This is a genomic window from Sandaracinaceae bacterium (genome assembly GCA_020633055.1).
Taxonomy (GTDB): Bacteria; Myxococcota_A; Polyangia; order Polyangiales; family Houyiibacteriaceae; genus JADJJE01.
The window spans coordinates 577,355-591,679 of record JACKEJ010000004.1; the positions used below are offsets into that span (position 1 = coordinate 577,355).

At 71.8% G+C, this 14,325-nt stretch carries 13 protein-coding genes; 10 read left to right on the plus strand and 3 right to left on the minus strand.

Going from position 1 to position 14,325, the window contains the following annotated elements; translation table 11 throughout:
- Window positions 1–11: 11 nt before the first annotated feature.
- Entirely contained in the window at window positions 12–920 is a 909-nt protein-coding gene (locus H6726_02325; GenBank protein MCB9656458.1) for an alpha/beta hydrolase, read from the minus strand.
- 97 nt (window positions 921–1,017) lie between these two features.
- Here H6726_02325 and H6726_02330 point away from each other — a divergent pair, with 97 nt between their 5' ends.
- The 8 genes from H6726_02330 to H6726_02365 all read left to right on the plus strand — a co-directional run bounded on the left by H6726_02330 (window position 1,018) and on the right by H6726_02365 (window position 7,553).
- Window positions 1,018–2,247 carry a helix-turn-helix domain-containing protein gene (locus H6726_02330; protein MCB9656459.1) on the plus strand — a complete coding sequence of 410 codons (1,230 nt, stop codon included), beginning with the start codon at window positions 1,018–1,020 and terminating at the stop codon, window positions 2,245–2,247.
- On the plus strand, window positions 2,244–3,752 hold the full coding sequence (locus H6726_02335) for an alginate export family protein (GenBank protein ID MCB9656460.1): 1,509 nt from the start codon (window positions 2,244–2,246) through the stop codon (window positions 3,750–3,752). The genes H6726_02330 and H6726_02335 overlap by 4 nt, the downstream gene beginning before the upstream one ends.
- 2 nt (window positions 3,753–3,754) lie before the next feature.
- Window positions 3,755–4,618 carry a molybdate ABC transporter substrate-binding protein gene (gene modA / locus H6726_02340; protein MCB9656461.1) on the plus strand — a complete coding sequence of 288 codons (864 nt, stop codon included), beginning with the start codon at window positions 3,755–3,757 and terminating at the stop codon, window positions 4,616–4,618.
- The gene (gene modB, locus H6726_02345) at window positions 4,615–5,427 is read left to right on the plus strand and encodes a molybdate ABC transporter permease subunit (protein MCB9656462.1); all 813 of its coding nucleotides are present in this window, start codon (window positions 4,615–4,617) and stop codon (window positions 5,425–5,427) included. Before modA ends, modB begins: the two co-directional genes overlap by 4 nt.
- Window positions 5,424–6,212, plus strand: coding sequence for an ATP-binding cassette domain-containing protein (locus tag H6726_02350; GenBank protein ID MCB9656463.1), 789 nt, complete (start codon window positions 5,424–5,426; stop codon window positions 6,210–6,212). Before modB ends, H6726_02350 begins: the two co-directional genes overlap by 4 nt.
- 10 nt (window positions 6,213–6,222) lie before the next feature.
- Entirely contained in the window at window positions 6,223–6,678 is a 456-nt protein-coding gene (locus H6726_02355; GenBank protein ID MCB9656464.1) for a heme-binding domain-containing protein, read from the plus strand.
- 141 nt (window positions 6,679–6,819) lie between these two features.
- Entirely contained in the window at window positions 6,820–7,263 is a 444-nt protein-coding gene (locus tag H6726_02360; GenBank protein ID MCB9656465.1) for a MarR family transcriptional regulator, read from the plus strand.
- Window positions 7,260–7,553 (plus strand): DUF4442 domain-containing protein, encoded by a 294-nt coding sequence (locus H6726_02365; GenBank protein MCB9656466.1) that lies wholly within the window; start codon window positions 7,260–7,262, stop codon window positions 7,551–7,553. The genes H6726_02360 and H6726_02365 overlap by 4 nt, the downstream gene beginning before the upstream one ends.
- A gap of 227 nt (window positions 7,554–7,780) precedes the next feature.
- On the opposite strand, the gene H6726_02370 is transcribed toward H6726_02365, so the two are convergent.
- Both H6726_02370 and H6726_02375 read right to left on the minus strand, forming a co-directional pair.
- On the minus strand, window positions 7,781–9,721 hold the full coding sequence (locus tag H6726_02370) for a 3-isopropylmalate dehydratase (GenBank protein MCB9656467.1): 1,941 nt from the start codon (window positions 9,719–9,721) through the stop codon (window positions 7,781–7,783).
- A 47-nt stretch (window positions 9,722–9,768) separates the two neighbouring features.
- Complete coding sequence (locus tag H6726_02375; GenBank protein ID MCB9656468.1) at window positions 9,769–11,835, minus strand: response regulator; 2,067 nt, start codon at window positions 11,833–11,835, stop codon at window positions 9,769–9,771.
- An 87-nt stretch (window positions 11,836–11,922) separates the two neighbouring features.
- On the opposite strand from H6726_02375, the gene H6726_02380 reads away from it, so the two are divergent.
- Together H6726_02380 and H6726_02385 are read left to right on the plus strand one after the other, a co-directional pair.
- On the plus strand, window positions 11,923–13,593 hold the full coding sequence (locus H6726_02380; protein ID MCB9656469.1) for a 2,3-bisphosphoglycerate-independent phosphoglycerate mutase: 1,671 nt from the start codon (window positions 11,923–11,925) through the stop codon (window positions 13,591–13,593).
- Window positions 13,594–13,613: 20 nt separating this feature from the next.
- Window positions 13,614–14,261, plus strand: a complete 648-nt coding sequence (locus tag H6726_02385; protein ID MCB9656470.1) for a hypothetical protein — start codon at window positions 13,614–13,616, stop codon at window positions 14,259–14,261.
- Window positions 14,262–14,325 lie beyond the last annotated feature (64 nt).

Consider the following 14,325-nt stretch of genomic DNA (forward strand, 5'->3'; position numbering starts at 1 on the left):
GCACGCGGAGCTCAAGGAGCCTGACGCAGGAAGCGAGAGAATTCCCGCTGGAAGCGCACGGGCTCGTCCAGCAGCGGCACGTGACCAGAGCGATGGAAGCGAACGACGCGGCCGCGCCTCGCCTGCGTGGCGACCAGCTCCTGACCCGCCACCGGGTAGAGGGGCGAATTCATCCCGACCATCAAGGTCACGGGGGTGTCGCCTAGGCCGAGCGTGGGGCGGTAGTCGTGGCCGCCCCCCGAGTACGCGCGGAGGTACGTCCGCATGTCGTCGAGGTGCAAGAGCGGGACACGCTGGACGACGGGACCGGGCAGACGCGGGAGCGCGCGCCGGATGAAGCCCGTGCGACGAGGTGGCGCACCGAGAACACCCAGCAGCTCGGCGAGCACGCTGGCGAGGGGCTCACGCGCGCCGCGAGGGAGCTGATGGAAGTAGGTCGCGTCGGGGTGCTGATCCAAGAGCGCCCTGGCCGCGCGCATGTGGTTCACCAGCTCGGCCTGACGCACGCCAGCGAGGCCGTGCTGCCAGTCTGCGTCGTTCAGGACGTTCGGGGACTGATCGATGTGGAGGTATGCGCGCACGCCAACGAAGCCGGTCTCGCGCTGGAGATGGAGCGCGGTGGTCGCCCCCAGCGACACGCCCGCCAGCAGGAAGTCGGTCAGCCCGAAATGCGCGATGACGTCCTGGACGTCGTCTGCGTGGCTCTGGAACACGTCGGGCAGCTGCACCCGCACCGCGCGCGAGCGCCCATGGCCGCGGAAGTCTGGCATGTAGAAGCGGAAGCGCCTGGCATGCGGGAGGACGAAGGGGAGCCAGTGGTGGCTCGCCATGCCGAGGCCGGGGAGCAGCAGGACCGGCTCGCCGCGGCCGACGACGCGCACGTGGAGGCGCGCGCCATCACGGAGAGGAACGAAGGGCATGCCGCGCAGCATCCCACACGCGGGGCCCGTTGGACGAGGCCTCGAGACACACGTGGCACTGGAACGCATGCTCGACACCATGTAAAGCACACACGACATGACGAAACGAACGAACCTGCCCTCGCGAGGGCCGCGTGCCACGCGCGGCGGCGCTCGTGTCACACCCGACACGCGGCCAGAGCACGCGCTGGGACCCGAGCACGACGGGCATGCGCGAGGTGGAAACCGCGTGCGGGCGCGGCGGGAAGCGTGCGCTCTGCCGCAGGGGCTGCTGGCCGAACGGGTGGGGCTCAGCCGCCAGAGCGTGAGCGCCATCGAGGCGGGCCGGGCGACGCCAGGGGTGGACGTGGCGCTGCGTCTGGCGCAGGTGCTCGACTGCCGCGTGGAGGACCTGTTCGGAGACGCACCTGCGGCCCCGGACCTGCAGGCGGAGGGCGACACGTCCGACGCGAGGAGCGGCCGCGTGACGCTGGCGCACATCGGAGGGCGGTGGGTCGCGCACGGGCTGGGGCCCGAGGGGGCGTCGCGCTCGGCGGACGGGCTGCGTCGAGGTGGCACTGGCGACACGCACACGCCACGGGTGCGTGTGACACCGCTGCGCCCACTGCCCGAGCTGCAGGACAACGTGGTGCTGATGGGCTGCGGGGCAGGCCTCGGTCTGTTGGCGGACCTGCTCAACCGTCTCCCAGGCGCGGGCCGCTTCGTGTGGCTTCCGCGGACGAGCACGGCCGCGCTCGCCGCGTTGCACGCGCAGCACACGCACGTGGCAGGCGTGCACCTGGTGGACCCTCGTACAGGGGAGGCGAACGTGGCGGACGTGCGCCGCGTGGTGAGAGGCCAGCGCGTGACCCTGGTGACCCTCGGTCGCTGGGAGGCGGGGCTCGTGGTGCGGCCTCTCGACGCGGGACGCGTCCGTGGCGCCCAGGACCTGGGGCGGCGCGGACTGCGCGTCGTCGGGCGCGAGCGCGGGGCGGGCGCGACGCGCCTGCTGGAGCACACGGTGAAGGCGCAGGGGCTCCCAGCCGCCGTGGCCACGAACCCGGCGCTGGTGGTGAGCGGGCCGATGGACGTCGCACGCGCCATCGCGATGGGAGCCGGCGACGTGGGGGTGGCGACGCGCGACGCCGCCGAGGCGCTGGGGCTCGGGTTCGTTCCGTTGACCGAGGAGCGCTACGACCTGGCCGTGTCCAGTGAGGGCCTGGGGGACCCCCGCCTGGCGCGGCTGTTCGACGTGCTCAGCTCGCGCGCGTTCCGACGAGAGCTCGGCGCCCTGGGCTACGACGTCAGCGAGGCCGGTCGACGCGCCGCGGACGTGGGGGTCGCGTGAGCGAGCGGGCGCGGCGCTCGCCGTGGGTTGCGTTGGGGTTCGCGTTGACGTTGCGTGCGGTCGTGGCGGACGCGCAGCCGCCCGCAGGCCCAACGGTGGAGGGCAGGGGGACAACTGCGGAGCCCGCGAGCCGGCCAGACGACGCGGTGCCGACAGCCGAGGCCCCGCCCACCCCGCCCACCCCGCCCCCCCCGACGGCGACGCCCTTCCGCGCCCGAGAGGCCCTGCATGCGCCCGACTGGCTGTGGTTCGGGCTCGACCTGCGGCTGCGCTTCGAGCACCTCACGCATGACTTCCGCGCCGCAGCGATGGGCGATGCGCGGGCCCTCTCGCTGCGCACGCTGCTCGCGCTGGAGCTGCGCTTCGAGCCCCTGGTGGTGGGCGTGGAGCTCCAGGACTCGCGCGCGTACGCGACGACGGAGACGCTGCTGAACACGACCGTTGTCGACCCGCTCGAGCTGTTGCGGGCCTACGCGGGGCTGCGCTTCGGAGACGTGCTGGCCGACGGGGACCGACTGACGATCACGGCAGGACGTATGACGCTGGACCTCGGCAGCCGGCGCCTGCTGGCACGCAACGACTTCCGCAACACCATCAACGCGTTCACGGGGGTGGACCTGCAGTGGACGAGAGCGCAACGCGACTCCGCGCGTCTGTTCGCGGTCGTGCCCGTGCGACGCAGGCCCAGCGACGCGGCGTCGTTGCACGCCAACGACGCCGCGATCGACCACGAGAACCTGAACGCTTGGCTGTGGGGTGCATTCTACGCCACGGCCCCGCTCCGCGGACAGCTGAGGGTGGAGAGCTACGCGCTCGGTCTGTTCGAGAGCGACTCGATCGCCGCACCGAGCAGCGACCGTCGGCTGGTGACGGTCGGGGTGCGCGTGCTGCGCCCCCCCGCGGAGGGCGAGGTGGATGGACAGCTCGAGGTCATGGCACAGCTGGGGCGCTCGCGTGCCAGCGCTGCAGCCACGGACACGCGTGACCTGCGCCATCGCGCGGGTGCGCTCCACGCGACCCTGGGCTACCGCGCCGCGCGGCGAGGCAGCCCGCGCGTGGCGCTGCAGTACGACTTCGCGAGCGGCGACCGTGACCCCCTCGATGGGCGCAACGGGCGCTTTGATCCGCTGTTCGGCGCGCGCCGGTTCGACTTCGGTCCGACGGGGCTCTACGGCCCCCTCGCGCGCAGCAACGTACACGCACCGGGCGCGCGGCTCGAGCTCACGGCGGCGCACGTGGAGGTCATGGCGGGCTACCGTGCGTTCGCGCTCGCCTCGGCCCGGGATGCATGGACGGCGGCGGGCATCCGCGACCCGAGCGGCGCGTCCGGGCGCTTCGTGGGGCACCTGCTGGAGCTGCGAACGCGGGTCTCGGCCTTGCCCGGCAACCTGGTCCTCGAGCTGGGTGGGGCGTGTCTGCTGCGAGGAGAGTTCTCCGAGCGCGCGCCCGACGCGCCGACGCGCGACGCCGCATACGTCTACACGCAAGTGACGGGGACGATCTGAGCGTGCGGACACACTCACGCCTCCGACACATCGCGGAGCTCGGCTGGGGCGCGCATCTCACGCTGCTCGCGCTGCTCGCGCTGGGCGCGCCGGGCTGCGGTGGTGAGGCTCGCGACGACCCGGGCGTCTCGGCCGCGCGCCACGAGCTGGTCGTCTTCGCGGCGGCCTCCCTACGGGAGGCCTTCGGCGAGCTGGGCGCGCGCTTCGAGCGGCAGCACCCGGGCACGCACGTCGTGCTCCACTTCGCGGGTACGCAGGCCTTGCGGGCACAGCTGGAGCTCGGGGCGCACGCCGACGTGCTGGCGTCCGCCGACGAGCGCCACATGGAGGCGCTGCGCCGGGCGGGCCTGGTGGATGCGCCGCAGGTCTTCGCGCACAACGAGCTGGTGCTCGTAGTGTCGCGAGAAGCCCAGGCGTGGCTCCACAGCCTGGCGGACCTGCCGCGCGCCGAGCGCGTGGTGCTCGGGACGGAGCAGGTACCCGCCGGACGCTACGCGTCGGCGCTGCTCGAGCGAGCGGACAGTGCGCTCGGCCCTGGCTACCGGGAGCAGGTGCTCGCCCACGTGGTGTCGCGCGAGCTCGACGTGCGGCAGGTGCTGCACAAGGTGGTGCTGGGAGAGGCGGACGCGGCGTTCGTGTATGGCACCGACGCGCGCAGCGCGGGCGCGCGCGTCGCGGTCGTGCGGGTGCCCCCCGAGCTCGCCGTGACGGCCACGTACCCCATCGCGCGGGTGTCGAACGGCGCCGCGCCCGACCTCGCCTCGGCGTTCGTCGCGCTGGTGCTCTCGGAGCAGGGGCAGGCGTCGCTCACCGAAGCGGGCTTCGTCGCCGCCGCGACTGCGCCGAACGCGGAGGGCACGCCATGAGCCCGAGGACGCTGCACGCACAGCGCGTCGGCCTTGGGCTGCTCGGCGGGGCGCTGATCGTGTTCCTGCTGCTGCCGCTGGTGGCGCTGGTCCTCGGAACCCCGCCGCGTGATCTCTCCGCGGGGTTGCGGCACCCCCTAGTGTGGCCCGCGCTGCGGCTCAGCCTCCTGACCACCAGCGTGAGCCTCGCCCTCACCACCGCGCTCGGTACGCCTCTCGCCTGGATGCTCGCACGGGCGGACAGCCGCGCCTCACGCGCGCTCGAGAGCGCGCTGCAGCTGCCCATCGTCATCCCACCCAGCGTCGCGGGCGTGGCCATGCTGTTCGCGTTCGGCCGACGCGGACTGCTCGCGGGCTGGCTCTACCCCGCGGGCTGGTCGGTCGCGTTCACCACGGGCGCGGTCGTCCTGGCGCAGGTGTTCGTGAGCGCCCCCTTCTACGTCCAAGCCGCGGTGAGCGCCTTTCGGCGGGTGGACGAGCGTGTGCTGGCGGTGGCGCGCACCCTGGGCGCGACGCCGCTGCGCGTCTTCTCCCGCGTGGCCGTGCCGCTCGCGCTCCGTGGCCTGGTCGCGGGTGCCGCGCTCGCGTGGGCTCGCGCGCTGGGCGAGTTCGGCGCCACGCTCATGTTCGCTGGCAACCTCGAGGGGCGCACACAGACGCTGCCGCTTGCGATCTACGGCGCGCTCGAGACCGACATGCGCGCCGCCCAGGCCCTGTCGGTGGTGCTGGTGGTGGTGTCGCTGCTGCTGTTGCTCGGGGTGCGGGGGGTGCTGCAGCGGGTGGAAGAGCACAGGAGGAGCGGGCGATGACCGTCCACCGCGCGCCTGCGAACGTCCCCGAGCCACCACGGGCCACCTTGGTGGCGAGCGTCGCGGCACGCGTGGGGCCCCTGCGCTTGGAGGTCGCGCTGGACACGGCCGAGGGACCGCTGGTGATCGTGGGCCCGAACGGCGCGGGCAAGAGCAGCCTGCTGGCCGCGCTGCTGGGTCTCCTACCGGAGACACGTGGACGCGTCACCGTGGGGGGGCGCGTGCTGCTCGACACCGACGCAGGGGTGGACGTCCCCGTGGAGCAGCGGCGGCTCGCGTACGTGCCCCAGGACTTCGCGCTGTTCCCGCACCTCGACGTGCGCGCCAACGTGGACTTCGCGCTGCGCTGTGCGCCAGAGCGCCTGAGCCGTTCTCGACGGGATGAGCGGGTGGCGCAGCTGCTGGTGCAGTTCGGCCTCGAGGAGTTCGGCGCGCGGCGCGTCCAGACCCTGTCGGGAGGCGAGCGGCAGCGTGTCGCTCTGGCACGGGCGCTCGCGGGCTCCCCCGAGGCGCTGCTGCTCGACGAGCCCCTCTCGGCGCTCGACGTACACGCGCGACGTGAGGTGCGCGGTGTCCTCACGTCGCGCCTGGCCCAGCTCGACCTGCCCACGTTGGTCGTGACGCATGACGCAGCGGACGCTCAGGCCCTCGGGGGGCACGTGCTGGTCCTGGAGGCCGGCCACGTCAGCCAGCGAGGGACGTGGGAGGAGCTGAGGGCAGCGCCTGCCACCCCATTCGTCGCGGAGTTGGTGGGTGCGAGCGGCGCGTACGCGACAAGCGACTAGACTGCGCTGCATGACACCCCCCAAGACCCCCCGGACCAAGCGCGCGCTGCTCGGCGCGCTGTTGACGTTCGGGCTGATCCAGCTCGTGCCCTACGGGCGCGACCACGAGAACCCGCCCATGGGCGCGGAGCCGGCGTGGGACAGCCCGCGAACCCGCGAGCTGTTCATGACGGCCTGCGGTGACTGCCACAGCCACGCAACGGTCTGGCCCTGGTACACGCACATCGCCCCCGCATCTTGGCTGGTGATGCACGACGTGATGGAGGGCCGCGAGCACTTCAACGTGTCAGGGTGGCCAGACGGCGCACGCCACGCGGACGACGCCGCCGAAGAGTACGCCGAGGGGGAGATGCCCCCGGGGTTGTACACGCCGCTGCACCCGGAGGCCGAGCTGGGAGCCGCCGACCGTGAAGCGCTGCTCACGGGGCTCCGAGCGACGTTCGGAGGGGGCTCGGAGCACCACTGACGCGCGCCCTCAGCGGGGCCTGCACGCCGGGATTGCATGGTCGGTGTCCCGACCTGGGTCAGCTGGGTCGCGGTCAGCCGCCCGGCGCGTGCGACCGCGCACGTGTTTGACTAGGCAAACATTTCGGTCCACGGTGCGTGGGTGCCGAGACCACTCCGTCGTCCGCTGGTGCTGCTGCTCAACCAGGCCCAACAGGCCCTGATGCGGCGCCTGAACGCCGAGTCGGTGGCGCGCTTCGACGTCACGGTGCCGCAGCTCTCGGCGCTGTTCCAGCTCGCGCGGGAGGACGGCGCGCGCCTGACCGACCTCAGCGCTGCGCTGGGACTGGACAACGCGGCGGTCACCCGACTGGCGGAGCGCCTCGAGCGCAAGCAGCTGGCGCGACGGCAGCCGTGCCCGGAGGACGCGCGGACGAAGCGACTGCACCTCTTGCCCCTGGGGCGCGAGCGGGTGCAGCAGGGGCTGGCCGTCCTAGGTGAGGTGCGCGGCCCGATGGAGCGAGGCTTCACCGAACCAGAGCTAGACACCATCGAGCGCTTCCTGCGCCAGGTCATCACATTCGCCAACGAGGAGACCACCCCATGAGTCCGTCCGCCGCCAAGCCCAACGCGCTCGCCAAGCGCTTCGCCACCTTCTCCGGGACCGCGCTGGGGCGCTGGGCCTTCAGCCAAGCCGTGGTGCAGGCTGCACCCTACTTCGCGTCCATCGCGCCGCGCTTCGAGCGGCTGGAGCCGGGCTACGCGCGCGTGCTGATGAAGAACCGACGCGCCGTGCACAACCACATCGGCACGGTGCATGCCATCGCCATGTGCAACGCGGCCGAGTTGGTGATGGGTACGTGCATGGAGGCCTCGCTCGACCCCTCGCTGTGCTGATCCCCGGTGGGGATGGAGGCGGACGCCCCGCGCAAGCATGACGACCTCGTCGCGGAGTGCCACGAGGACTACGGGTCGTTCGCGCCTGAGACGTGACTGTGCCTGTGACCCTGACCGACACAGCCACGGGGACGTCGTGCGCGGCGCGCATCCGTGTGCGCCTGTCGCCTGCCCCCTGGGCGGGCGCGAAGGCGAAGGCGGCCTGAGTCCGAGCGCGGCGGCGGCGATCACGCGGAGACGACGCGCCCCGCGATGGCGCTCGCGGCGACACTGAGCGGGCTGGCCAGCCACACGTCCCCTGGCCCGCTGCGCCCCGGGAAGTTCCGGTTCTGCGCGCTGATGGTGACCGTGGAGGCGTCCTTCGAGGCGCCCGGCCCCGCGTTGATGCACGCCCCGCAGCTGGGCGCGATGACGGTCGCCCCCACCTCGCGGAACAGCGCGTCGTAGCCTTGGGCCTCGGCGTAGGCGCGGATGCTCTCGCTCCCGTACTGGATGAAGCACGCGACCCCGGGCGCCACCCGCTCTCCGCGAGCGAGCGCGTCGCGGAAGACGCTGGCGTAGAGATCCATGTCGTGCGCCTTGCCGCCCGTGCAGGAGCCACCGTACGCGATCTGGATCGGCACCGGCGCGTCGAGCTCGTCGATGGCGCGGCCGTTGCGGGGGTCGCCGGGGCTCGCGACCATGGGCCGCAGCTGGGCGAGGTCGAGCTCGAGCTCGTGGGCGTAGCGCGCGCCCGGGTCGCTCGTGACGCACAGCGCCCGCACGGCGTCCGGCGTGAGTCCTCGCGAGCGCGACAGGGCCTGCACCACCAGCTCGTCGGCGGCGATGATGCCGGTGAACCCGCCCGCCTCGACGGCCATGTTGGTCAGCGTAGCGCGCTCGTCGAGCGTCATCGCGTAGACGCCCTCGCCCGTGAATTCGAGCACCTTGCCAATGCCCTGGCTGGTGCGGAAGAACGGCATCGCCAAGAGGCGCAGCATGACGTCCTTGGCGGTGGTGCCCGGCGGCAGCGTGGAGCGCAGCGTGACGCGCACCGTCTCGGGCACGCGCACGCGCACGTCCTCCGTGAACCACGCGTTCGCCATGTCGGTGGAGCCCACGCCGAACGCGAAGCACCCCAGCACGCCGGCCATGCAGGTGTGACTGTCCGTGCCGATGACCACCTGACCCGGCAGCGCCAAGTCCTCCACCACCGCGTTGTGGCAGATGGCCTGCGAGCCGCCGCGGGGGCTCTCGCCGTAGAGCCTCAACTGATGACGCCCCGCGAATTCGGCCTGGGTGGTGGCGAGCCCGTTGGCCTTGTCGAGCAGCCCCTGCGCCACGCGCGCCGCCGGCATGACGTCGCCGATGAACGTCAAGTGGTCGCGGAAGAGCACCACGCTCTCCTTCGCGCGCACCCTGGCGTCTGGTCCGAGGGCGGCGCGGAACAGCGCGTCGGCCATGGGCGTCACGTACTCGTGCGCGAAGCGGAGATCGGCCCGGGCGAAGAGCGCGTCACCCGGCTGCACGGCGGCGACCCCCAGCTGCCCGTGGGCGGCATCGACCACCGCGTGGCGCGCCAGGATCTTCTCCACCATGGTCATGGCGCGCGGCGCCGTGGTGATCGCGGGCGGGGCGATCTCGCCGGCGAGCCGCGCGCGGTTGTAGGCGAACAACCCACCCGCCCGAACGATGTCGGCGCTGATGGGATCGAGCCCCTCGGTGAACGCGTCGATGGGCACGGTCTCCCCCGCCTCGAGCCGCGTCAGCACGCCGAAGTCGGTGGTGGTGAGCAACCCAATGTTCTGGCAGTTCTGCCCGTAGATCTTTTCGATGCTCTCGGCCACGATCACGCGCACCCCGGCAGCGAGTTCGGAGAATGGCGCGGTCTCCCGCGACGATCCGCAGCCCTTGCTGCGACCGCTGACGATGACGTCGAAGCCTCCGTCGCGGATGGCGTCCTGCGTGATGGCGTCACCCGCGAGACCCACGAGGCAGTAGCGCCCGAGGGTCTCGTCGTAGTGGAAGCACACCCAACCGGGGGTGATCTCGTCGGTGGAGATGGCCCCACGCAGCGCGTGCTCGAGGGGCCAGTGGAGGTCTTCCCCGGCGAGCTGGCGACGGATCCACTCCACGTCTTCCGTCAGGTACAGGACTCGACCCTTGAGAGTGATGGCGTCGCGCGGCACGCGGCGAGGATTGCGGGCCGGAGGGGACCGCGCAAGGCGTTGGCCGCTCACTCGGTCGACGGACTCAGGCGCTCGATCGTCACCACCAGGTCTTCGATGCGGAGCGGCTTCTCGAGCACCACCGTGCGCCGCGCGTCGTTGACCCCGTCCAGCTCGGCCGAGTCGCCGTAGCCCGTGCAGAGGATGAAGGGCACGTCTGGCCGCAGGCGGCGCACCCTCTCGAACAGCTCACACCCGTTCAGGCGAGGCATGCGCAGGTCCGACAACACGGCGCGGAAGCGCCCAGGAGCCTGCTCGAAGAGGCGGAGCGCCTCGGCACCGTCGGCGGCGACCACCACCTGGTAGCCGGACTCGACGAGCGCCGCGGCGCACGCGTCGCGCACCGCAGCCTCGTCCTCCGCGAAGAGCAGGCACCCAGCGGCCTGCGGTGGCGCCGTGGAGTAGCGCTCCATGCGGGCGGGCTTGTCGACCCCCTCGATGGGGAACGCGACACGCATGAGCGTGCCCTCGCCCAACGCGCTCTCGATCTGCACGCCGGCGCCATGATTGCTGAGAATGCCACGCACGGCGCTCATGCCGAGCCCACGGCCCGAGCGCTTCGTGGTGAAGAACGGATCGAACATCTTCGCCAACGTCGCGGGGGACATGCCCACGCCCGTGTCCTCCACCTCGAGCACGATGAACTCGCCCTCCGACACATCCTGTTCTGGGAAGCGCGCGTGGATGGCCGCCGATTCGTAGAGGGTGGTGTAGGTGCGGACCGTGACGCGCCCGCGCTCTTCCCCGATGGCGTCGACCGCGTTGGTGACCAGGTTCATGACCACCTGCTGCAGCTGCGCCGGGTCGCCCTGGATGGCGAGGTTCGCGGCGTGCAACTCCAACACCACCTCGACGGCGCCCGGCATCGCGGCCGCGAGCAGCCCCGTCATGTCGCTCACCAGCGCGTCGATGTCCACCAGCTCCTGACGCACCTTCGAGCGCCCTGCATAGGTGAGCATCTGGCGGGTGAGGTCGGTCGCGCGCTGGACGATGCCGTCGATGGCGGTCAGCGAAGAGGCCGCCGGCGAGTCGCTGGGGAGCCGCCGCTGCATGAGGTTCACGTGCGCCAGCAGGGCCGCGAGCAGGTTGTTGAAGTCGTGGGCGATGCCCCCGGCCAACAGGCCGAGGCTCTCGAGGCGCTGGGCCTGCTGCAGCGCGTTCTCCGTGCGCTTGCGCTCGGTGATGTCCTGCACGGTGCCGGTCAGGCGCAGCTGTGCGCCCGCCGTGCGGATACGGGACAGCAGGAAGCTGTGGTGTGCGCGCTGCCCGTTGGGGAGGTCCACCTCGACCTCGACGTCCACGTTGGCGGGGCCGTCGCCGCGCAGCGCCCGCGCCAGCACCTCCTGACCCGGAGGCAGGTGAAGCGCGACGAACGCAGGGACGCTCGGGACCGGCCCCGAGGTGGGCAAGCCGTAAAGCTGATACGTCTGCTCGGACCACGTCATGTGCCCGCTGCCAACCGTCAGCGTCAAGTCCCCGAAACGCCCGATGCGCTGTGCCTCGCGGATGGCTTCTTGGCTACGCAAGAGCGAGCGCTCGCGCTGATCGTTGCGGATGGTGACGCTGGCCAGGGCGCAATACTCGTGCACGAGCTCGGAGGCCACTGCGGGCAGCGGCCCCCCCTCCGAGCTGGTGAGGACGAAGAGCCCAAGGGGCTTGCTCTCGGGCCCCCGCACCGGCACGGCGAGCAGCGACGTGATGCCGAGGTCCGCGGCCTCCGCGGCGCAAGCGTCCCCCGCCAACCAGCTGGGCACGTCCATCTGCGTGATGGTCGTGGGGTTGTCGAACACTTGCTGCGCGATGCGCGCGAGCAGCATGGACCCTTCGAGGGTCCGCGCCTCGAACGACGGCGCTGCCCCGACCTCGACGCCGGCGGCGTCCTCACGCGCCACCAGGATGAGCGCTCGACCCTGCGGAGCGAAGCGCTGCACCAGGGTGCACAGGGTCGCCAGCACACCTTCGCGCGTATCGCCCGCCGCGATCAGCTCGAGGACGAGCAGCTGCCCCTCGCGCAGCGCGTTGTCTACGTCGTCGATGACACTCGCCGCCGAGTCGATGTCGCTGTGGTTGGACAAGGGGGTATTCACAATAGCACCAAAGCGGGGCGGTCCTGACACGCGGTCAGCTCAAAATGCTACGAATGTTCTGCTATAGGGCGCTCCATGACCGACTTCCGCTTGCGCCCCCACCCCCAGTTCGCCGGCGTCCCCGGCCCCGTGCTGACCGTCGTCATGGACGGCGTCGGGATCGGGCGGCACGACGAGGGAGACGCGGTTCACCTGGCCCACACGCCTGTGCTCGACGCGCTGGCCGCTTCGCCACTGACGACCACCTTGCGCGCGCACGGGCTGAGCGTGGGGCTGCCCAGCGACGACGACATGGGCAACAGCGAGGTGGGGCACAATGCGCTCGGCGCTGGCCGCGTGTTCGACCAGGGGGCCAAGCGCGTCCAGCAGGCCATCGCATCGGGGGAGCTGTTCGAGGGTCCCGTGTGGCGCGAGCTGACCGAGCGCGTGCGCAGCACGGGCCAGGCGCTGCACTTCGTAGGGCTGCTGAGCGACGGCAACGTCCACAGCCACCAAGACCACCTGGTGGCCATGCTGAAGCGCTGTCACGCGGACGGGGTCACCCAGGTGCGCGTGCACGTCCTGCTCGACGGCCGCGACGTCCCCGAGACCAGCGCCCTCGAATACCTCGAGCCGCTCGAGGCGCTGCTGAGTGAGCTCTCGGCTCAGCCCCAGCGTGACTACCGCATCGCGTCGGGGGGCGGGCGCATGGTGGTCACCATGGACCGCTACGAGGCCGACTGGGACATGGTCGCCCGCGGCTACGCCCTGCACGTTCGCGGCGAGGGACGCGGCTTCCGCAGCGCGCGGGAGGCGGTGCTCACGCTGCGCGACGAGAGCCCGGGCGTGATCGACCAGAACCTGCCGGGCTTCGTGGTGGTGGACACGGATGGCGCGCCCGTGGGCCCGATGCGCGACGGCTGCGCGGTGGTGCTCTTCAACTTCCGGGGAGACCGCGCGATCGAGTTCACGCGCGCCCTGACCGAGACCTCGTTCCACGCGTTCGAGCGCGGGCCCCTGCCGGACCTGCTGTTCGCCGGGATGATGCAGTACGACGGGGACCTGCACCTGCCGGAGCGCTTCCTGGTAGACCCGCCCGCCATCGACGCGACCCTGGGCGAATACCTGGCGCGCAACCGGGTGCCGCAGTTCGCGTGCAGCGAGACGCAGAAGTTCGGGCACGTGACCTACTTCTGGAACGGCAACCGCAGCGGCTGCTTCGACGCGCAGTACGAGCGCTACGTGGAGATACCCAGCGACCGCCTGCCGTTCGAGCAGCGCCCCTGGATGAAGGCGGCGGAGATCACCGACGCCACCATCCAGGCTCTGCTGGACGGCAAGCTGCGCGCCGGGCGCATCAACTACGCGAACGGCGACATGGTGGGCCACACCGGCCACCGGGACGCGGCCATCACGGCGGTCCAGGTGGTGGACCTGTGCCTCTCGCGCCTGCTGCCCGTGATCCGCAAGCTGCAGGGGGCGCTGATCGTGACGGCGGACCACGGCAACGCGGACGAGATGTTCGAGCTGGACAAGAAGACGGGCGCGTTCAAGGCCGACGCGAGCGGTCGCCGCGCCGCGAAGACCAGCCACACGCTCAACCCCGTGCCGTGTCACATCTACGCCCCCGTTCTCGGTGGCGTGAATGGCCTGCGGGTGGCCGACGTCGGTGCCGCAGGCCTCGCCAACGTAGCCGCCACCAGCCTCTTCTTGCTGGGCCTCGAGCGCCCCGAGGCGTTCGAGCCTTCCCTCCTCACCATCGCTTGATCTATGGTCGAGCTGCGCCGATGACGACGACCCCAAGCCACTTGCCACTCCGCTGCGCGCGCTACCTCCACACGGGCACGGCCATCGGCGCCTGGGGGCGTGGGGGCGTGCGGATGCTCGCGATGGGCCTCTGCCTGGGTCTCTGGGCCTCCGCCGGGGCAGCCAGCGCGCAGACCGGCACGGGGCTCGCCGGCTTCCAGTTCGGCTGGACGGCCGCCGAGGCACAGCACGCCTGCGAAGGCGCGAGCCACAGCTACAGCATCGAGCGCGTCAGCGGCGCCGTGGTCGAGCGCTGCTCGGCGCCCCTCGTGGACGTCGGGTTCCCGCGCGGGGCCGAGGTGGTGCTCAACTTCTGCGGTCAACACCTGTGCCGCATCGTGGTCATCGCGCAGCTGGAGGGCGACGCGGCGACCGCGACCGTCGCCGCCACGCGCGGACGGCTCGAGCGGAAGTATGGGGCGCCGTCTCAGACCGACGGCGAGGGCGTGGGCCTGCGCACCATCACCTACGAGCAGGCGGGGCAGGGGCAGTCGCCGGACCAGACGGCCCGCATCACCCTCACGGCGAGCGCCGGGCGTGGGCGGCGCATGGTGTCGTTGGCCTACATCAGCCGACGGCAGCTGACACCCGAGGAGCGGCGCGAGCTGGAGGTGCTCGGCGCGCTCTGACCCCCCGCACGAGACTGGAAAAGATGCCGGGCTTGGGCTACCAGGGGAGTATGAGATTGCGTGG

What these genes read in the sequence shown, in the direction of transcription:
- H6726_02325 (MCB9656458.1), bottom strand. Translation starts at nt 920, where the DNA reads ATGCCCTTCGTTCCTCTCCGTGATGGCGCGCGCCTCCACGTGCGCGTC.
- H6726_02330 (MCB9656459.1), top strand. Translation starts at nt 1,018, where the DNA reads ATGACGAAACGAACGAACCTGCCCTCGCGAGGGCCGCGTGCCACGCGC.
- modB (MCB9656462.1), top strand. Translation starts at nt 4,615, where the DNA reads ATGAGCCCGAGGACGCTGCACGCACAGCGCGTCGGCCTTGGGCTGCTC.
- H6726_02350 (MCB9656463.1), top strand. Translation starts at nt 5,424, where the DNA reads ATGACCGTCCACCGCGCGCCTGCGAACGTCCCCGAGCCACCACGGGCC.
- H6726_02355 (MCB9656464.1), top strand. Translation starts at nt 6,223, where the DNA reads ATGACACCCCCCAAGACCCCCCGGACCAAGCGCGCGCTGCTCGGCGCG.
- H6726_02365 (MCB9656466.1), top strand. Translation starts at nt 7,260, where the DNA reads ATGAGTCCGTCCGCCGCCAAGCCCAACGCGCTCGCCAAGCGCTTCGCC.
- H6726_02380 (MCB9656469.1), top strand. Translation starts at nt 11,923, where the DNA reads ATGACCGACTTCCGCTTGCGCCCCCACCCCCAGTTCGCCGGCGTCCCC.
- H6726_02385 (MCB9656470.1), top strand. Translation starts at nt 13,614, where the DNA reads ATGACGACGACCCCAAGCCACTTGCCACTCCGCTGCGCGCGCTACCTC.